18 protein-coding genes are annotated in these 18024 nt (G+C 58.7%); 15 read left to right on the forward strand and 3 right to left on the reverse strand.

Translation table 11 applies throughout. The annotated features are described in order from the left end of the window. The first annotated feature begins 6 nt into the window (after positions 1–6). Genes ccoO through ccoP form a run of 3 tightly spaced genes read left to right on the forward strand, consistent with a single transcriptional unit; the run spans position 7 to position 1793 of the window. Entirely contained in the window at positions 7–735 is a 729-nt protein-coding gene (gene ccoO, locus AC2FLZ_RS10765; protein ID WP_480474079.1) for a cytochrome-c oxidase, cbb3-type subunit II, read from the forward strand. Between the two features lie 12 nt (positions 736–747). After that, the gene (locus tag AC2FLZ_RS10770) at positions 748–933 is read left to right on the forward strand and encodes a cbb3-type cytochrome c oxidase subunit 3 (protein WP_209507756.1); all 186 of its coding nucleotides are present in this window, start codon (positions 748–750) and stop codon (positions 931–933) included. After that, positions 930–1793, forward strand: coding sequence for a cytochrome-c oxidase, cbb3-type subunit III (gene ccoP, locus AC2FLZ_RS10775; protein WP_480474078.1), 864 nt, complete (start codon positions 930–932; stop codon positions 1791–1793). Before AC2FLZ_RS10770 ends, ccoP begins: the two co-directional genes overlap by 4 nt. 152 nt (positions 1794–1945) lie before the next feature. On the opposite strand, the gene AC2FLZ_RS10780 is transcribed toward ccoP, so the two are convergent. Beyond that, complete coding sequence (locus AC2FLZ_RS10780) at positions 1946–2104, reverse strand: hypothetical protein (protein WP_480474077.1); 159 nt, start codon at positions 2102–2104, stop codon at positions 1946–1948. 100 nt (positions 2105–2204) lie between these two features. Here AC2FLZ_RS10780 and AC2FLZ_RS10785 point away from each other — a divergent pair, with 100 nt between their 5' ends. The 7 genes from AC2FLZ_RS10785 (at position 2205) to nusG (ending at position 8442) form a co-directional block, all read left to right on the forward strand. After that, positions 2205–3080 carry a LysR family transcriptional regulator gene (locus AC2FLZ_RS10785; RefSeq protein WP_496882175.1) on the forward strand — a complete coding sequence of 292 codons (876 nt, stop codon included), beginning with the start codon at positions 2205–2207 and terminating at the stop codon, positions 3078–3080. 102 nt (positions 3081–3182) lie between these two features. Further along, positions 3183–4610 (forward strand): cytochrome c oxidase accessory protein CcoG, encoded by a 1428-nt coding sequence (ccoG, locus tag AC2FLZ_RS10790; RefSeq protein ID WP_480624213.1) that lies wholly within the window; start codon positions 3183–3185, stop codon positions 4608–4610. Positions 4611–4612: 2 nt separating this feature from the next. Then, entirely contained in the window at positions 4613–5071 is a 459-nt protein-coding gene (locus AC2FLZ_RS10795; protein ID WP_209507766.1) for a FixH family protein, read from the forward strand. Positions 5072–5074: 3 nt separating this feature from the next. Continuing rightward, positions 5075–7252: a heavy metal translocating P-type ATPase gene (locus tag AC2FLZ_RS10800; RefSeq protein ID WP_496882176.1), complete on the forward strand. Its 2178-nt coding sequence runs from the start codon at positions 5075–5077 to the stop codon at positions 7250–7252. 5 nt (positions 7253–7257) lie between these two features. Then, positions 7258–7416 carry a cbb3-type cytochrome oxidase assembly protein CcoS gene (gene ccoS, locus AC2FLZ_RS10805; RefSeq protein ID WP_209507770.1) on the forward strand — a complete coding sequence of 53 codons (159 nt, stop codon included), beginning with the start codon at positions 7258–7260 and terminating at the stop codon, positions 7414–7416. 99 nt (positions 7417–7515) lie between these two features. Further along, positions 7516–7713, forward strand: a complete 198-nt coding sequence (gene secE / locus AC2FLZ_RS10810; RefSeq protein WP_480474071.1) for a preprotein translocase subunit SecE — start codon at positions 7516–7518, stop codon at positions 7711–7713. Positions 7714–7908: 195 nt separating this feature from the next. After that, positions 7909–8442 carry a transcription termination/antitermination protein NusG gene (gene nusG / locus AC2FLZ_RS10815; RefSeq protein ID WP_209507773.1) on the forward strand — a complete coding sequence of 178 codons (534 nt, stop codon included), beginning with the start codon at positions 7909–7911 and terminating at the stop codon, positions 8440–8442. A gap of 96 nt (positions 8443–8538) precedes the next feature. Here nusG and AC2FLZ_RS10820 read toward each other — a convergent pair whose 3' ends face one another. Beyond that, positions 8539–9750, reverse strand: a complete 1212-nt coding sequence (locus AC2FLZ_RS10820) for a peptidoglycan-binding domain-containing protein (RefSeq protein ID WP_480474070.1) — start codon at positions 9748–9750, stop codon at positions 8539–8541. Positions 9751–10196: 446 nt separating this feature from the next. Between AC2FLZ_RS10820 and rplK the strand changes: the two genes are divergently transcribed. Both rplK and rplA read left to right on the forward strand, forming a co-directional pair. Continuing rightward, the gene (rplK, locus tag AC2FLZ_RS10825) at positions 10197–10646 is read left to right on the forward strand and encodes a 50S ribosomal protein L11 (RefSeq protein WP_480474069.1); all 450 of its coding nucleotides are present in this window, start codon (positions 10197–10199) and stop codon (positions 10644–10646) included. Between the two features lies 1 nt (position 10647). Next, entirely contained in the window at positions 10648–11346 is a 699-nt protein-coding gene (gene rplA, locus AC2FLZ_RS10830) for a 50S ribosomal protein L1 (protein WP_480474068.1), read from the forward strand. Positions 11347–11403: 57 nt separating this feature from the next. Here rplA and AC2FLZ_RS10835 read toward each other — a convergent pair whose 3' ends face one another. After that, positions 11404–12174: a class II glutamine amidotransferase gene (locus AC2FLZ_RS10835; RefSeq protein ID WP_480520914.1), complete on the reverse strand. Its 771-nt coding sequence runs from the start codon at positions 12172–12174 to the stop codon at positions 11404–11406. A gap of 447 nt (positions 12175–12621) precedes the next feature. Between AC2FLZ_RS10835 and rplJ the strand changes: the two genes are divergently transcribed. From rplJ to rpoB, 3 genes are all read left to right on the forward strand, one after another. Further along, a complete protein-coding gene (rplJ, locus tag AC2FLZ_RS10840) occupies positions 12622–13140 on the forward strand; it encodes a 50S ribosomal protein L10 (RefSeq protein WP_209507785.1) in 519 nt (172 codons plus the stop codon). 79 nt (positions 13141–13219) lie between these two features. Then, positions 13220–13597, forward strand: a complete 378-nt coding sequence (gene rplL / locus AC2FLZ_RS10845) for a 50S ribosomal protein L7/L12 (RefSeq protein WP_209507787.1) — start codon at positions 13220–13222, stop codon at positions 13595–13597. Positions 13598–13847: 250 nt separating this feature from the next. Further along, positions 13848–17984, forward strand: a complete 4137-nt coding sequence (gene rpoB / locus AC2FLZ_RS10850; RefSeq protein WP_496882177.1) for a DNA-directed RNA polymerase subunit beta — start codon at positions 13848–13850, stop codon at positions 17982–17984. The last annotated feature ends 40 nt before the right edge of the window (positions 17985–18024 follow it).

Consider the following 18024-nt stretch of genomic DNA (forward strand, 5'->3'; position numbering starts at 1 on the left):
GGAGCAATGGCAATTCTCGACAAACATAAGATCCTCGAGACCAACGCGACCCTCCTGCTGATCTTCAGCTTTCTGGTCGTGACCATCGGTGGCCTGGTGCAGATCACCCCGCTGTTCTATCTTGAGAACACCATCGAGAAGGTGGAGGGCATGCGCCCTTACACCCCTCTCGAAATGGCAGGGCGTGAAATTTACATCCGCGAAGGTTGCTATGTCTGCCACAGCCAGATGATCCGCCCGATGCGGGACGAGGTCGAACGTTATGGCCACTACTCGCTGGCGGCTGAATCGATGTATGACCACCCGTTCCAGTGGGGATCAAAGCGTACCGGACCTGATCTGGCGCGTGTCGGTGGCCGCTATTCGGATCAGTGGCAGATGGACCACCTGCGCGACCCTCAGTCTGTGGTGCCTGAATCGGTGATGCCCAAATACGGCTTCCTCGAACATCGCAAGATCGACGGCAAGTATATCGGTGACATCATGGCGACCAATGCGGTTGTCGGCACCCCTTATACCGACGAGATGCTGGAAAACGCGGTTGCCGATTTCAGCGCGCAGGCCGACCCGGACAGTGACTACGACGGTCTGCTGGAGCGGTACGGTGACAAGGTCAACGTACGCAACTTCGATGGTCAGCCTGAACTGACCGAAGCCGACGCGCTGATCGCCTATCTGCAAATGCTGGGTACGCTGGTCGATTTCTCGACCTTTACCCCGGATGCAAGCCGTTAACAGGAGGGTGGGATGGAAGAATACACACTTCTTCGACAGTTCGCGGATAGCTGGATGCTGCTTGTGTTGTTTGCCTTCTTCGTTGGCATCGTGATCTGGGTTTTCCGCCCCGGTGCCAGCAAGGAATACAAGGACACTGCCAACATCCCCTTCCGGCATCAAGACAAACCCGCCACACCCAAGGAGGCGCGGCAATGAGCAAGACACCTGATAAACAGCCGGGCGATCCAAATACAACCGGGCACAGCTGGGACGGGATTGAGGAATTCGACAATCCTATGCCGCGCTGGTGGCTATGGACCTTCTACGCCACCATCTTCTGGGGCGTGATCTATACGATCATGTTTCCGGCCTGGCCCTTGGTCCACGGCGCGACAGCCGGTGTGCTGGGATGGTCAACCCGAGAAAACGTTCAGCAGGACATGGTTGCCTTCGAAGAGGCAAACGCGCCCTGGAACGCCAAGCTGGTGGAAACTTCGCTGGAAGACATCGCCAAGGATGCAGAACTGCAGCAATATGCCGTGAACTCGGGAGGTGCGGTGTTCCGGACCTGGTGCGCACAATGCCATGGTTCGGGTGCGCAGGGTGCGCCGGGTTTCCCGAACCTGTTGGATGATGCCTGGCTGTGGGGCGGAACGCTGGACGATATCGTTTACACCGTCAGCTACGGTATCCGGAACGAAGAAAGCGCCGATGCGCGCTATTCCGAGATGCCGGCATTTGGCGAAATCCTCGAACATGAGGAAATCACGCAGGTGGTCCAGTACGTCATGTCGCTGAGCAATGCCCAGACCGACGATGCGGCAGCGCAGGCAGGTAAAGTTGTCTTCGAAGACAACTGTGCGGCCTGCCACGGCGAGGATGGCACAGGCGATATCTTCCAGGGTGCGCCGAACCTGACTGACGCGATCTGGCTTTACGGTGGCAGTGAAGAAATGCTGACGGAAACCGTAACTTACAGCCGCTTTGGTGTCATGCCGAACTGGGATACCCGCCTGACCGAGGCGCAGATTCGCGCCGTATCTGCCTATGTCCACCAGTTGGGCGGCGGTCAGTAAGATCTAAAGAACACCTTCGGGCGGTTCGCCGCCCGAAGGCTGGGGCACCGGCTGTTCCATCTGTTCGCGCGTTTCCTGAACAGCCGGTGCTTTTTTCCCACAATAAGGCCACTTAAACCTGTGGTCCAGATTCAGGTTTACTGTTACCTGCGTCAAAAGTTGTTCGGATCCACCTCGCGCGGGTTTTTAATCCACCAATGACCTTCCGGCAGCCAACGGCGTTTGTGGCGACCCGGTTTTGGCACATCGCGAATATGCGGCGCATTGATCCGGGTTGCGGTCATGAAAGATCTGGCAAAAACGGTCAGCATGGTTGGTCTCCTCTGCAAGGGTATCTCTGCAATAAAGATTGACCTTTGAAGTGCTGAATGCGACTCAAATACCATTCCATAGTGTAAGTCAGGGTTACATATGAATTGGTTGTCGCTTCCCCCATTGGCCGCGCTGAGGGCGTTTGCGGCATTTGCTGAAAAACGCAATGTCGTCGAAGCTGGTGCTGCGTTGAACGTAAGCCATGCGGCGATTAGCCAGCAGTTGCGCGTACTTGAGAACCATCTGGGTGCTGCCTTGCTTGATCGAACAGGCAAGGCCCTGACCCTAACCGCCGATGGTGAACATCTGGCCCGAGCCCTGCAACTTGGGTTTGGCGCGATCGAGGCGGCAGTGGGGGATTTGGTGCGGTCTGGTCAGGACCGCCCGGTCCACGTGTCGCTGACATCCTCTTTTGCGGCCTCTTGGCTGATGCCGCGTCTACCGGCTTTTCGCGAAACCCATCCCGAGGTGAACCTGATCCTCGATCCCACTGCCGAAGTTGTTGAACTGCGACCGGGTGGGATCGACATTGCCATTCGGTACGGCCCCGGCGGTTGGACCGGTGTGCAATCAGAGATGCTGTTGCAGTCGCCGGTGGTCATCGTCGCCGCTCCGAAACTGCTGGGTGAAAAGACGTCATGGACGCCGACCGAGTTGGCCCAACTGCCCTGGCTCGAGGAAATCGGCACCACCGAGGCGACGACCTGGCTGGCCGAACATGGTGCCGGTCCTGAACGCGGTGCGGGCCGGACCGAGCTGCCGGGAAACCTGGTACTGGACGGTCTGCGGGCCGGGCAGGGGGTCACTGTCACGGTGCGACATTTCGTCGAGCCTGACATCAAGGCCGGTCGCATCGTTGAGCTTTATGCAGAGCCGGATACGCGCGGATACCATATTGTGACGCCAAATTCAGCACTTAGACCAGCTGTCAGAACTTTTGTGACGTGGTTGAGGCGTCAGGCACGGGAAATGTGATAAAAGGTGTCTGTACGATGCGCGTTTTGACCCATGTCAAAGTTGCTATGCACGTGATCTGGAAGAACACACACTCAGAAGAGCCAGTACCGGAGCCAGCCTGTGAGCGATTCCAACCCCACCCCCAGCCTATACGCCGCACGAGAACCGATCTTTCCAAGGCGCGTTTCTGGGCCATTTCGGAACCTGAAATGGATCATCCTTATCGTGACACTGGGCATTTACTATGTAACGCCCTGGATCAGATGGGATCGCGGCCCCAGCTTGCCGGATCAGGCCGTCCTGCTGGATTTGGCAAACCGACGCTTCTATTTCTTCTGGATCGAAATCTGGCCGCACGAGTTCTATTTCGTGGCGGGCCTGCTGATCATGGCGGGGCTGGGTCTGTTTCTATTCACATCTGCGCTGGGGCGGGTCTGGTGCGGGTATGCCTGCCCGCAAACGGTCTGGACTGACCTTTTCATTCTGGTCGAGCGCTGGATCGAAGGCGACAGAAACGCCCGTTTGCGCCTGCATCGTCAGGAAAAGCTGGATTTCCGCAAGGCTCGGCTCCGGTTGACGAAATGGGTGACCTGGTTCCTGATCGGCCTGGCCACCGGCGGTGCCTGGGTGTTTTATTTTGCGGATGCGCCGACGTTGCTCCGCGATCTTGTGACGGGCAACGCGCATCCCGTCGCTTACACGACGATGCTGGTTCTGACTGGCACGACCTTCTTTTTCGGCGGGTTCGCCCGCGAACAGATTTGTATCTACGCGTGTCCTTGGCCGCGCATTCAGGCCGCGATGATGGATGAAGACACGCTGGTCGTGGGATACCGCGAATGGCGTGGTGAGCCGCGCGGCAAAGGCAAGCGGACAGCTGATTCCGAGTTGGGGGATTGCATCGACTGCATGGCCTGCGTGAATGTCTGCCCTGTTGGGATCGATATCCGGGATGGTCAGCAGCTTGAATGTATCACCTGTGCCCTGTGCATCGACGCGTGTGATGACATGATGGCCAAGATCGGCAAACCGCGCGGGCTGATCGACTATATGGCGCTCAGCGACGAGCCACGTGAACGCTCAGGCCAACCGCCCAAGAATGTCTGGAAACACATCTTCCGACCCCGCACGATCCTGTACACCTCGTTGTGGTCACTGGTGGGGTTTGCGCTGTTGTTCGCCCTGTTCATTCGCTCTGACATCGATCTGACCGTAGCGCCCGTGCGCAACCCGACCTTTGTCACCCTGTCAGACGGCACCATTCGGAACACCTATGATGTCAGACTGCGCAACAAGCACGGCGAGGACCGCCTGTTCAAATTGTCTCTGGCGGGCGATCCGTCGATGCGACTGGAAATTGAGGGAACCAAGATCGATACTGTGAATGTCACGGCGGATACGGCACAATTGACCCGTGTATATATCGTGGCATCCCGTGACAGCGGTCCGGCGGCAGCAGAAGCGACACCAGTTCGGATCTGGGTCGAAGACCTCAGCAGCGGCGAACGCGCTTACAAAGACACCACGTTCAACGGACGGGGGAACTGATCATGGCCGAACGTAAATTCACCGGAAAGCACGCTCTGGCGGTGTTTGTCGGTGCCTTTGGCGTGATCATCGCGGTGAACCTCGTGCTGGCTTATAATGCGGTGAAAACGTTTCCCGGGCTGGAGGTCAAGAATTCCTATGTTGCCAGCCAGGAGTTCAACGATCGCCTGAAAGAGCAGCAGGCATTGGGCTGGACGGTTCGGGCAGAAACCAAAGGTGGCCTTCTGATCCTGCATATTACGGACGCGACCGGTGCACCGGTTCAGGTCAGCGAATTGCAGGCGGTGGTTGGCCGCGCAACCCATGTGCGGGACGATTTTGCACCGGATTTCACCTTTGACGGCGCGGCCTATGCCACGCCTGCCACGCTGGGCAAGGGCAACTGGAATATCCGGTTGGTCGCGCGTGATGGCAGTGGCGCCGAGTTTTCGCAGCGCGTTCCGCTGTACGTGAAAGGGTAGCCGATGACGGCGCAGCTTTCATCCGGTACGGCGGCCTGTCCGGGGTGTCTGGCAGCACCAGCAGAACCCGCGCGCCCGATTCCGGAAGATGTGCAGATTGCCCTGTCGCTGCCGGGCATCCACTGCTCGGCCTGTATCGCGACGGTCGAACGTGAACTGAACGCCCATCCCGGTGTTGAAGACGCGCGGGTCAACCTGACTCTGAAACGGGCGATGATCAAAGCCGCGCCGGATACCCGCGCGGCCGATTTGATCCCGGTGCTTGAACAGGCAGGTTTCGAAGCCCACGAGCTGGACCCCGGCGCTTTGTCGGCAACACAGGCGGACAAGGCGGGGCGTGACCTGCTGATGCGACTGGCCGTCGCCGGGTTCGCATCCATGAACGTGATGCTGTTGTCGGTGTCGGTCTGGTCCGGCGCAACAGACGCGACGCGCGACATGTTCCACTGGATTTCCGCTGCAATCGCGCTGCCTGCCATTGCCTTCTCGGCTCAACCGTTCTTTGCCAACGCCTGGAGCGCCCTGCGGGTGCGGCGGCTGAATATGGATGTGCCGATCACGCTGGCGATCCTGCTGGCGCTGGTCACCTCCCTGTGGGAGACCGCACTGAGCGGAGAGCACGCCTATTTCGATGCCGCGCTGACCCTGACTTTCTTCCTGCTGGCGGGCCGGTATCTGGATTACCGCACCCGCGCCGCAGCCCGATCCGCCGCAGAAGAGCTCACCGCTCTGGAAGTGCCGCGCGCGATCCGCATCTTGGATGGGGTGGAGGCCGAAGTTGCGGTGGCCGATCTGACGGTCGGTGATCTGATCCTTGTGCGCCCCGGTGGCCGAATGCCGGTGGACGGTCAGATCGTGTCTGGTCAGTCCGAACTGGACCGTTCGCTGTTGACGGGGGAAACCCTGCCGGTGTTTGCCGAAGCCGGCCAGTTGGTCAGCGCGGGCGAGGTCAACCTGACAGGTCCGCTGACCCTGCGCGCCACAGCAGTGGGGCAGGATACGTCGCTGCACCGGATGGCGGATCTGGTGGCCATCGCTGAATCGGGGCGGTCCCGCTATACCTCGCTGGCCGACAAGGCCGCCAAGCTTTATGCGCCCGGTGTCCACATCCTTTCGGCGCTCAGCTTTGTGGGGTGGTACATCTATTCGGGCGATTTGCGCACCGCTCTGAACATCGCCGCGGCGGTTCTGATCATCACCTGTCCCTGCGCCTTGGGTTTGGCTGTTCCGGCAGTGACCACCGCTGCCTCGGGCCGGTTGTTCCGCAAGGGTATGCTGATCAAGCACGCAACCGCGCTCGAACGGTTGTCCGAGACCGACACCGTGGTGTTCGACAAGACGGGCACGCTGACCTCGGGTGCGCCGGAACTGGTCAATCTTGGCGATCACGCCCGCGCGCAGGTCGAGGTTGCGCTGGCCCTGACCGAGGCCTCTGCGCATCCCTTGTCCGTGTCATTGGCCAAAGCCGCGCGACAGGCCGGGATCAAGCCTGCAAATGTTCGGGACATAACCGAAGTGCCGGGATACGGCACCCAAGGGGAATACCGCGGTCAACGCGTTCGTTTGGGCCGGGCCGCATGGCTCGGCGCACAGCAGGGCGCGGAAACGTCTGCCTGGCTTGCAATTGGCGACGATGCGCCCTTGGCGTTCCGCTTCTCGGACGCGTTGCGCCCAGGCGCGGCCGAGGCGGTGGAAGCGTTGCGGGCGTCAGGCAAGCATGTGCTATTGATCTCGGGGGATTCGAAGGGCGCCGTGCAATCTTTGGCCGAGAAGCTGGGAATAACGGATTGGGTCGCCGAGGCTTTGCCGCAGGACAAGGCACAGCGCATTCAGGACCTCAGGGATCAGGGCCGCAAAGTTCTGATGGTGGGGGACGGCCTGAACGACACGGCTGCATTGGCGGCGGCACATGTGTCGATCTCTCCGGCCTCGGCGTTGGATGCGGCGCGGGTTGCCTCGGACATCGTTCTTCTGGGCAATGACCTTCTGCCCATTGCGGATGCCTGCGATACGGCCATCAAGGCCACCCGTCGCATCCGCGAGAACTTCCAGATCGCAACCGTTTACAACGTGATTGCCGTTCCGCTGGCCGTGATCGGACTGGCAACACCGCTGATCGCGGCCTTGGCGATGTCGACCTCGTCAATTACCGTATCGCTGAACGCATTGCGGCTGAGGTAACCCTGATGGAAGTGCTTGCCTATCTGATCCCGATATCCCTGTTTCTGGGGGGCGTTGGTCTGGTCGCCTTTATCTATACCGTTCGTTCCAATCAGTACGAAGACCCCGATGGCGACGCGCGCCGCATCCTGAGTGACGAGTGGGACGACAAACCCAAACCCTGACCAATCGCCCGATATGCGCAGAGTTCATCCAAGCGCCCTTGAAATTGCCGCAATGCCCGGCTATGTCCGGCCCATCCGCAAGCAGAGAGAACACGCCAAATGGCCACCACCAACCCGATCCAGTTCATTCAGCAAGTCCGTGCCGAAGTTTCCAAGGTCGTCTGGCCGACCCGGCGCGAAGTGCTGTTGACCACGGTCATGGTCTTCATCATGGCGGCGCTGACAGCTGTGTTTTTTGCTTTGGTCGATCTGGGTATCCGGGGCGGCCTTCAGCTGGTTCTGGGCGCTTTCGGCTAAGCCGGTTCAGGCGGGGGCAAATACGACTGCCCCTTGCACCTCGCGCGATGTCAGAGTAGGTGACGCATATTCGGAATGGGCGTGTGGCGATTCGGGTCACGCGCCGCTTTTTATTCCGGATGACGTGACAGGATTTAAATGACGGGTGTGTCCGCAAGATGTGATGCCCCGAAGACAAACAAGGACGACAGGTTCATGGCGAAACGGTGGTACTCGGTCAGCGTTCTTTCGAATTTCGAAAAGAAGATCGCAGAGCAGATCCGCACGTCGGTGGCTGAACAGGGCCTTGAGAACGATATCGACGAAGTTCTGGTGCCCACCGAAGAGGTGATCGAAGTGCGCCGGGGCAAGAAGGTCACCACCGAACGCCGCTTTATGCCGGGTTACGTGCTGGTGCATATGGAAATGTCGGATCAGGGCTATCATCTGATCAACTCGATCAACCGCGTCACCGGTTTTCTGGGTCCGCAGGGTCGCCCGATGCCGATGCGCGACGCCGAGGTGAACCAGATCCTCAACCGCGTTCAGGAAGGCGAAGAAGCGCCCAAGCTGATGATCACCTTCGAGATCGGCGAAAAGGTCAAGGTCAACGACGGCCCGTTCGAGGATTTCGACGGCATGGTCGAAGGCGTGGACGACGAAGCGCAAAAGCTGAAGGTTTCGGTGTCGATTTTTGGCCGCGAAACCCCGGTCGAGCTGGACTTCACGCAGGTCACCAAGCAAAGCTAAGCGTTCTGCCAGAGAAATTCGAAACGCCGCGATGTCAAAGCATCGCGGCGTTTTCAGTTTCAGCCCTACACGGGCCGATACAGTTTTCAAATGGGCTTACTGCGACTGAACCATGGCTGCGCGCAAAAGCTGCGGGCGGTCGGTCTGGGATGGCAGGAAAACCGCCTGCGACCCGGAATCCAGCGCCGAAAGGCTTGCATCATACCACTGCATCGCAAGGTCGCGGCGCGCCTGGACACCAAAGCCTTCGCGCAGGTGGTGACCGACCAGTTCTCCGTATGCGGGTTCACCCATGGCAACCAGCATCAGCGCGGAGCCAACCGCGGTATCCATGTTGTCCTGACGATATCCCATCGCAAGGCAGACCTTGCTGGTCGCGGCAAGATCAGCAGGGCTTAGACCCGAATCCAAGGCAAGCTTGCGCACCTGGGTTTCAGCCTCTGATTTCGAGTTGATAGACAGCGCGTCAACTTGCGGTGCCAGCATGTCGCCATAGGCGGCGCACTGGGCTGCGACCTGATCGGGTGTAAGGCCCTGGATGTCCTGCATCAGTTCTTCACCCTGTGCCATCGCATAGCTGCGGGCAAGGCAGAATTGCTCGCTGAGCGCAAAGTCAGGATCGGACATGTTCGACAGGGTCGTATAGCCGCCATTGGTCGACGTTTGCAGCATGACCCCGCTGCACCGATTGGCTAACGATGGGCCTCCGGTACCGCCGGAAAACAGGCTCGGCAGGCTGGCTGTCGTAGCTTCAGCGGCGCTTGTTGCGGGTTCGGCCTGTTGAGGCGTGATAACCGGGATGGCCGGGGCCTGGGTCTGAGGCGCCGCCGCCAAGGCAGAGCCGGTTTGCACCTGTTGCCGATAGGCCATCAAAAGCGGTTGACCCGAAAGCTGGGTTGCCGCCTGCCCACCGCTTGTCGCCCAGTAATAGGCCTGCATCAGAAAGTCATACTGATAGGGCTGGAAGTCATAGCCATTCACAGGATAGCCCATGGACACCTGATAGCGTTCGATCGCCGACCGGGTCCCATGCCCGACCTGCCCATCGACACGCCCGGCATTATAGCCGAAATAGTTGAGCGCGGTCTGTGTCTGCGCCCCTTGCGAGGTGGACGGAATGCCTGACCGGTAGGTCTGGCTTGAAGACCGGGACTTTTTCTTTTGCTGGTCCTTGCCGATCGCGTATCCGACGACCCCGCCAACGACAGCGCCGCCGATGAAGTCGCCCGCATCGGCCCGTGCGGTCTGGGGAACGGACGCCGCAAAAGACAGTGCGGCGACAAGCATAGTTAATAAACGAATAATCATGACGAACCTCCGAACAAATTTGTTTTCCCCGATTATAGCACAGCCACAGCATGGCGCGGTTATTTATGCGGCGCAAGGAACGAAGCCACAGCAGTCTGTCGGTCGGGCGCCGGGTTCGCTCCGGTTTTTTCAAGCAAAATAAACCCTTAATATAGCGCGAAACCTCGTTTTACAGGCCACCTGGGATTTCCTGGGTTTGACCGGAATGACCAGCAATTTCCCGCCATGGCGCGTCGACTCCGGTGTTTATCGATTTGAAACTCGATTCGGTGATCCCGAATTGAATGGCGGGCCACTTGCCAACCCCCATGATCCCCTGTAAACGCCGCCCCATCGTCTTCGGGCGAGATTCTCTCGTGGGAGGTTACCGGGATCGCGATCCCGGGCCGGACCACGCAACATAATCTGGGTGAGACGCGTTTCACCTTAGTTGAAAGGAAAACCAAATGGCCAAGAAGCTTGCTGGTACAATGAAACTGCAGGTTCCTGCAGGTCAGGCGAACCCGTCGCCGCCGGTTGGTCCGGCGCTGGGTCAGCGCGGCATCAACATCATGGAATTCTGCAAGGCGTTCAACGCCAAGACCGCAGATATGGAGCCCGGCGCGCCGTGCCCGACCGTGATCACATACTATCAGGACAAGTCCTTCACCATGGACATCAAGACGCCGCCGGCGTCTTATTACCTGAAAAAAGCAGCTGGTCTGAAGCCGGTTGGCAAGCGGAACCGCCCTCGTGGAGCGGAGAATCCCGGTCGTGAAACGATCGCAACCGTGACCTCGAAGCAGGTTCGTGAAATCGCCGAAGCCAAAATGAAAGATCTGAACGCCAACGACATCGAAGGCGCAATGCAGATCATCCTGGGCTCGGCCCGCTCCATGGGCATCGAGGTGAAGTAAGATGGCAAAACTCGGTAAACGTACCCGCGCTGCGCGCGAAGCCGTCGCTGGCAAGGAAAACCTGTCGGTGGACGAAGCTGTTGCTCTGGTCAAAGCCAATGCAACTTCGAAATTCGACGAGACCATCGAAATCGCAATGAACCTGGGCGTTGACACCCGTCACGCAGACCAGATGGTGCGCGGCGTTGTCGGCCTGCCGAACGGCACAGGCAAAGACATGCGCGTTGCTGTGTTCGCACGTGGCGCGAAGGCTGACGAAGCGAAAGAAGCAGGCGCGGATATCGTTGGCGCAGAAGACCTGATGGAAACCATTCAGGGCGGCACCATCGAATTCGATCGTTGCATTGCAACCCCGGACATGATGCCGATCGTCGGTCGTCTGGGTAAGGTTCTGGGCCCCCGTAACCTGATGCCGAACCCCAAGGTTGGCACCGTGACCATGGATGTGAAAGCAGCCGTGGAAGCAGCCAAAGGCGGTGAAGTTCAGTTCAAGGCGGAAAAAGGCGGCGTTGTGCACGCAGGCGTTGGCAAAGCATCGTTCGATGACGCCAAGCTGGCCGAAAACATTCGCGCCTTCGTCTCGGCTGTTGCCCGGGCCAAGCCGTCGGGCGCCAAAGGCACCTACATGAAGAAAATCGCGCTGAGCTCGACCATGGGCCCCGGTGTGACCGTTGATGTGGCAGAAGCTTCGGGCGAATAAGCCTGATCCACGCCAAAGCAATGTTGCGGGCGGTCCAATCGGACCGCCCGTTTTCGATTAGCTGAACGGCAACGCGGTATGGCTGGCTGTTTCGCCGGTCAGGGTAAAGAAACTCCGGTCTTCAATGGGCGTCCATTTTCCTGTGCCCTTGTCCAGAGGTTCGGATGCAATGACCTTGCCGCCGTGGTCCAGCCCTTCCCCGAAATACAGGGACGGGCTGCGCTGGTCGCTGGAATATCGAAACGCATACAGGCTCTGTCCATCCGAAAAGGCGACGGCCATGCGATCCGGTTGCGTCCGATGACTGTCAAGCGCATCGATCTGACGCAGAGTTGCGACAACAGCGTCCTGCGGCGCATCATCCAGCCCGTTGGCCAGCAGCAGCAGAAACAGAAGCTCTGAATCCGTCGACCCGCGCCGCGCCGCATAAAGCTCGTCCGGCAGTGAGGATTCTAGCCGTCTGCGCAAACGCCCGAACTCTCCGATCTGACCATTGTGCATGAAGGACCATTTGCCAAATGTAAAAGGGTGGCAGTTTGCGCGCGACACTTCGCCGAATGTCGACGCGCGGACATGGGCCAAAAACAGCGAGGATTTTATCATCCTGCAAAGATCGACCAGGTTACCATCCGACCACGCGGGCAGGACATCCCTGTACAGGCCGGGACGATCCTGATCCGCGTACCATGCCATACCGAAGCCATCGCCATTGACGGCAAGCTTTGCCTCGGCCGCGTGCTGGCTTTGCTCCAGCAATGAATGCTGGGGCCGGATGACGATGTTTTCAAGCGGAATACTTGGTCCGCAATAGGCGGCAATTCTACACATTTTTTCTGCTTCGTCTTGTTTCTGAGAAAAATTGTCGGGTTATAGTCTTGAAGTTGGAACAATGTCACGAACTATTTTGCGCTCAACCCTGTAATTCGACCTAATCAATTGCTCGTCAGCGCACTTTATCTTGTTGTCTTGGTCATCCCTTGTTGCGTTTGATTTATCACAATTTACCTCTTGGAAACCCCGGCCATCTGTCCTAAGTAGACCTGCGGAATAAAGCGTGCGATTCGTCGTGCGCTTTATTTTGTTTCGTCCAAGACGGTGGGTGGTGCCATATGGCCCCTTAATTCCCTGCCTGAGACGGGTAAGACCAAAGAATTCTGAGGGTCCCACCCTCGGGCGAATTTTGGCCAATCCCGTAACAACGGACCTGAACGCCGGGGCGCAAGCCGCGGCAAATATGAGCCGGGGTGAGATCTCACCCCTAACTTGGAGAGAACTGTGGATAGAGCCCAGAAAGAGAAAGTGGTCGAGGAACTCGGCCAAATCTTCGAAAGCTCTGGCGTCGTAGTGGTTGCTCACTACGCCGGTCTGACAGTTGCCGAGATGCAGGACCTTCGCGCACGTGCCCGTGACGCGGGTGGCTCCGTGCGTGTTGCCAAGAACAGGCTCGCCAAAATCGCCCTCGAGGGTAAGCCGTGTGCAAGCATGGCCGACCTGCTGACAGGGATGACCGTTCTGACCTATTCCGAGGACCCCGTGGCAGCAGCCAAGGTGGCCGAGGACTTCGCCAAGGATAACAAGAAATTTGAAATCCTCGGCGGTGCTATGGGCGAGAACGCTCTGGACCGCAAAGGCGTTGAAGCCGTTTCGAAAATGCCGTCTCGCGAGGAGCTTATTGCTTCGATCGTGGGCTGCATTGGCGCACCTGCTTCGAACATCGCCGGCGCGATTGGCGCACCTGCAAGCAATATCGCAAGCATCCTTTCCACCATCGAAGAGAAGGCGGAAGCTGCGTAAGCGGTTGGCACTGAATGATCTGCGTAGGGTACCTACCCTGACGTTGGAACACACATTGTAAACGGAAAGAGCTGATAAAATGGCTGATCTGAAAGCACTCGCAGAAAGCATCGTGGGTCTGACCCTGCTGGAAGCACAAGAACTGAAAACCATCCTCAAAGACGAATACGGCATCGAGCCTGCAGCTGGCGGCGCCGTAATGGTCGCAGCAGCTGGTGGCGACGCCGGTGGCGCAGCTGAGGAAGAAAAAACCGAATTCGACGTCGTTCTGAAGAACGCCGGCGCTTCGAAAATCAACGTGATCAAAGAAGTTCGCGGCATCACCGGTCTGGGCCTGAAAGAAGCCAAGGAACTGGTCGAAGCTGGCGGCAAGATCAAAGAAGGCGTGTCGAAAGACGAAGCCGAAGACGTCAAAGCCAAGCTGGAAGCAGCTGGCGCCGAAGTCGAGCTGGCCTAAGCCTGGTCTCAGGCGCATCGCTGATGCGCCGAAAATTTTGGCTGGATCCGGAGAAATCCGGGTCCAGCCGAACCTGTCTTAGAAAGGGCCTCACAGAATGGGGAGTTTTCTAAGACACGGTTTTCGGATCGGGAGGCCGCCTTCGGGACGGTGGCCACGAATTGATCCGGACGTGTTGTCTCGATTGTGCAAGATGCCGGGGCCCGACGGTGTCTTTGCCCGCTGAGAACATCGAAAGGTGACATCTGACATGGCTCAAACGTTCCTTGGCCAGAAACGTCTTCGTAAATATTACGGCAAAATCCGCGAAGTGCTGGAGATGCCGAACCTCATTGAGGTACAGAAATCTTCTTATGATCTTTTCCTGCGCTCCGGCGATGCAGAACAGCCCACAGACGGCGAAGGCATCAAAGGCGTGTTCCAGTCGGTTTTCCCGATCAAGGATTTCAACGAAACCTCCGTTCTGGAGTTCGTGAAATACGATCTGGAAAAACCCAAATACGATGTCGAAGAGTGCATGCAGCGCGACATGACCTACAGCGCACCGCTGAAGGTTACACTGCGCCTGATCGTGTTCGATGTTGATGAGGACACCGGCGCGAAATCGGTAAAAGACATCAAAGAACAGGATGTCTTCATGGGCGACATGCCCCTGATGACCCCGAACGGCACCTTTGTCGTCAACGGCACCGAGCGTGTAATCGTCTCCCAGATGCACCGTTCGCCCGGCGTGTTCTTTGATCACGACAAGGGTAAAACCCATTCCTCGGGCAAGCTGCTGTTTGCCTGCCGCATCATCCCGTATCGCGGAAGCTGGCTGGACTTCGAGTTCGACGCCAAGGATATCGTGTTCGCCCGTATCGACCGCCGCCGCAAACTGCCTGTGACAACCCTGCTTTATGCGCTGGGTATGGATCAGGAAGCGATAATGGACGCGTATTACAACACCGTTTCCTACAAGCTGGAAAAGAAGAAGGGCTGGGTCACGCCGTTCTTCCCCGAGCGTGTTCGCGGCACCCGTCCGACCTATGACCTGATCGACGCAAAATCAGGTGAGGTGATTGCCGAGGCAGGCAAGAAAGTCACCCCGCGCGCGGTCAAGAAGCTGATCGACGAGGGCACCGTCACCGAACTGCTGGTTCCGTTCGATCACATCGTTGGCAAGTTTGTCGCCAAAGACATCATCAACGAAGAAAACGGCGCGATCTATGTCGAAGCCGGTGACGAACTGACGCTGGAATATGACAAGGATGGCGACCTGATCGGCGGTACCGCGAAGGAACTGATCGACGCGGGCATCACCGATATCCCGGTTCTCGACATCGACAACGTCAATGTTGGTCCCTACATGCGCAACACCATGGCCGCAGATAAGAATATGGGCCGTGAAACCGCGCTCATGGATATCTACCGCGTCATGCGTCCAGGTGAGCCGCCCACCGTCGAAGCGGCGTCGGCCCTGTTCGACACCCTGTTCTTCGACAGCGAGCGCTATGACCTGTCCGCTGTTGGCCGCGTGAAGATGAACATGCGCCTGGCTCTGGACGCACCGGATACCCTGCGCACCCTGCGCCGCGAAGACATCGTGGCCTGCGTCAAGGCTCTGGTCGAACTGCGCGATGGCAAGGGCGACGTGGACGACATCGACCACCTCGGCAACCGTCGTGTGCGTTCGGTCGGCGAACTAATGGAAAACCAGTACCGCGTCGGTCTGCTGCGTATGGAGCGCGCGATCAAAGAGCGTATGTCGTCGGTCGAGATCGACACCGTCATGCCGCAGGACCTGATCAACGCGAAACCGGCTGCTGCTGCTGTGCGCGAATTCTTCGGCTCGTCGCAGCTGTCGCAGTTCATGGACCAGACCAACCCGCTGTCGGAAGTCACCCACAAACGCCGTCTCTCGGCGCTTGGCCCCGGTGGTCTGACGCGTGAACGTGCGGGCTTTGAGGTACGCGACGTGCACCCGACCCACTATGGACGGATGTGCCCGATTGAAACGCCGGAAGGCCCGAATATTGGTCTGATCAACTCGCTGGCCACCTTTGCCCGCGTGAACAAGTATGGCTTCATCGAAACACCTTACCGCGTTGTCAAGAACGCCGAGGTGACTGATGAGGTTCACTACATGTCCGCGACCGAGGAAATGCGTCATACCGTGGCGCAGGCGAACGCGACACTGGACAAGAACGGCAAGTTCATCAACGATCTGGTTTCGACCCGTCAGGCAGGCGACTACACCCTTGCCCCGCGCGAGAATGTGGACCTGATCGACGTGTCGCCGAAGCAGCTGGTCTCGGTTGCTGCATCGCTGATCCCGTTCCTTGAAAATGACGACGCCAACCGCGCTCTGATGGGCTCGAACATGCAACGTCAGGCGGTTCCGCTGCTGCGGGCCGAGGCACCGCTGGTCGGGACGGGCATCGAGGAAAAGGTTGCGATCGACTCGGGCGCTGCGATCCAGGCGAAACGCGCCGGTATCATCGACCAGGTCGATGCCCAGCGTATCGTTATCCGCGCCACCGAGGATCTGGAACTGGGCGACGCTGGCGTTGACATCTATCGTCTGCGCAAATTCCAGCGTTCGAACCAGAACACCTGCATCAACCAGCGTCCGCTGATAAAGGTGGGTGACACCGTCCAGAAGGGCGAGGTCATTGCCGACGGTCCGTCGACCGATATGGGTGAACTGGCCCTTGGCAAGAACGTGGTCGTCGCGTTCATGCCGTGGAACGGCTACAACTACGAAGACTCGATCCTGATCTCAGAACGTATCGCGCGTGATGACGTCTTTACCTCGGTCCATATCGAGGAATTCGAAGTCGCCGCCCGTGACACCAAGCTGGGCCCGGAAGAGATCACCCGCGACATTCCGAACGTCGGTGAAGAAGCGCTGCGCAACCTCGACGAGGCGGGCATCGTTTACATCGGTGCGGATGTCGAGCCGGGCGATATTCTGGTCGGCAAGATCACTCCGAAGGGCGAAAGCCCGATGACCCCGGAAGAAAAGCTGCTGCGCGCCATCTTTGGCGAAAAAGCATCTGACGTGCGCGACACCTCGCTGCGCGTGAAGCCGGGCGATTACGGTACGGTCGTCGAGGTGCGCGTCTTCAACCGTCACGGCGTCGAGAAAGATGAGCGTGCGCTGCAGATCGAGCGTGAGGAAGTCGAACGTCTGGCCCGTGACCGGGACGACGAGCTGGCGATCCTTGACCGCAACATCTATGCGCGTCTGCAAGGTCTGATCCTGGGTAAAACTGCGGTCAAAGGCCCGAAAGGTGTCAAGGCAGGGTCGGTGATCACCGAGGATCTGCTGGACACCCTGACCCGTGGTCAATGGTGGCAGCTGGCGCTGGAAGACGAGCAGGACGCCCAGATCGTCGAGGCCCTGAACGAGCAATACGAAGTGCAAAAGCGCGCTCTGGACGCCCGTTTCGAGGATAAGGTCGAGAAGGTCCGCCGTGGCGACGACCTGCCGCCGGGTGTGATGAAGATGGTCAAAGTCTTCATCGCCGTGAAGCGCAAGCTGCAGCCGGGCGACAAGATGGCCGGTCGTCACGGGAACAAGGGTGTGATTTCCAAGGTTGTTCCGATGGAAGACATGCCGTTCCTGGCCGATGGTACGCCGGTCGACTTCTGTCTGAACCCGCTGGGTGTGCCTTCGCGTATGAACGTTGGTCAGATCCTTGAAACCCACATGGGTTGGGCCGCGCGCGGTCTGGGTCTGAACATCGATGAGGCACTGGGTGAGTACCGCCGGTCCGGCGACCTGACCCCGGTGCGCGAGGCGATGAAGCTGGCCTATGGCGAAGATGTCTACGAAGAAGGCATCACCGGCATGGACGAGGAGACGCTGGTCGAAGCAGCGGGCAACGTGACCCGCGGTGTTCCGATCGCAACCCCGGTCTTTGACGGTGCCAAAGAGGCTGACGTCAACGACGCGCTGGTGCGTGCGGGCTTCTCGCAAAGTGGTCAGTCGATCCTGTTCGACGGTCGTACGGGTGAGCAATTTGCGCGTCCGGTCACCGTGGGCATCAAGTACCTGCTCAAACTGCACCACCTTGTGGACGACAAGATCCACGCGCGTTCGACCGGGCCCTATAGCCTGGTGACCCAGCAGCCGCTGGGTGGTAAGGCGCAGTTCGGTGGTCAGCGCTTTGGTGAGATGGAAGTCTGGGCTCTGGAAGCTTATGGCGCCGCCTACACCCTACAAGAGATGCTGACGGTGAAATCGGATGACGTCGCCGGTCGGACCAAGGTCTATGAGTCGATTGTCAAGGGCGAGGATAACTTTGAAGCGGGCGTACCGGAATCGTTCAACGTTCTGGTGAAAGAAGTCCGCGGCCTCGGCCTGAATATGGAACTCCTGGATGCGGAGGTTGAGGAGTAAGGGCCTCAGCCCTTCCTCCCGTCCCCCCTTCCGCAAAATT

It is taken from the genome of Ruegeria sp. YKSF131, assembly GCF_059612645.1.

Excerpts from the sequence above, each read along its gene's own strand:
- ccoO (WP_480474079.1), top strand. The coding sequence starts at position 7 with ATGGCAATTCTCGACAAACATAAGATCCTCGAGACCAACGCGACCCTC.
- AC2FLZ_RS10770 (WP_209507756.1), top strand. The coding sequence starts at position 748 with ATGGAAGAATACACACTTCTTCGACAGTTCGCGGATAGCTGGATGCTG.
- ccoP (WP_480474078.1), top strand. The coding sequence starts at position 930 with ATGAGCAAGACACCTGATAAACAGCCGGGCGATCCAAATACAACCGGG.
- AC2FLZ_RS10780 (WP_480474077.1), bottom strand. The coding sequence starts at position 2,104 with ATGCTGACCGTTTTTGCCAGATCTTTCATGACCGCAACCCGGATCAAT.
- AC2FLZ_RS10785 (WP_496882175.1), top strand. The coding sequence starts at position 2,205 with ATGAATTGGTTGTCGCTTCCCCCATTGGCCGCGCTGAGGGCGTTTGCG.
- AC2FLZ_RS10795 (WP_209507766.1), top strand. The coding sequence starts at position 4,613 with ATGGCCGAACGTAAATTCACCGGAAAGCACGCTCTGGCGGTGTTTGTC.
- AC2FLZ_RS10800 (WP_496882176.1), top strand. The coding sequence starts at position 5,075 with ATGACGGCGCAGCTTTCATCCGGTACGGCGGCCTGTCCGGGGTGTCTG.
- ccoS (WP_209507770.1), top strand. The coding sequence starts at position 7,258 with ATGGAAGTGCTTGCCTATCTGATCCCGATATCCCTGTTTCTGGGGGGC.
- secE (WP_480474071.1), top strand. The coding sequence starts at position 7,516 with ATGGCCACCACCAACCCGATCCAGTTCATTCAGCAAGTCCGTGCCGAA.
- nusG (WP_209507773.1), top strand. The coding sequence starts at position 7,909 with ATGGCGAAACGGTGGTACTCGGTCAGCGTTCTTTCGAATTTCGAAAAG.
- AC2FLZ_RS10820 (WP_480474070.1), bottom strand. The coding sequence starts at position 9,750 with ATGATTATTCGTTTATTAACTATGCTTGTCGCCGCACTGTCTTTTGCG.
- rplK (WP_480474069.1), top strand. The coding sequence starts at position 10,197 with ATGGCCAAGAAGCTTGCTGGTACAATGAAACTGCAGGTTCCTGCAGGT.
- rplA (WP_480474068.1), top strand. The coding sequence starts at position 10,648 with ATGGCAAAACTCGGTAAACGTACCCGCGCTGCGCGCGAAGCCGTCGCT.
- AC2FLZ_RS10835 (WP_480520914.1), bottom strand. The coding sequence starts at position 12,174 with ATGTGTAGAATTGCCGCCTATTGCGGACCAAGTATTCCGCTTGAAAAC.
- rplL (WP_209507787.1), top strand. The coding sequence starts at position 13,220 with ATGGCTGATCTGAAAGCACTCGCAGAAAGCATCGTGGGTCTGACCCTG.
- rpoB (WP_496882177.1), top strand. The coding sequence starts at position 13,848 with ATGGCTCAAACGTTCCTTGGCCAGAAACGTCTTCGTAAATATTACGGC.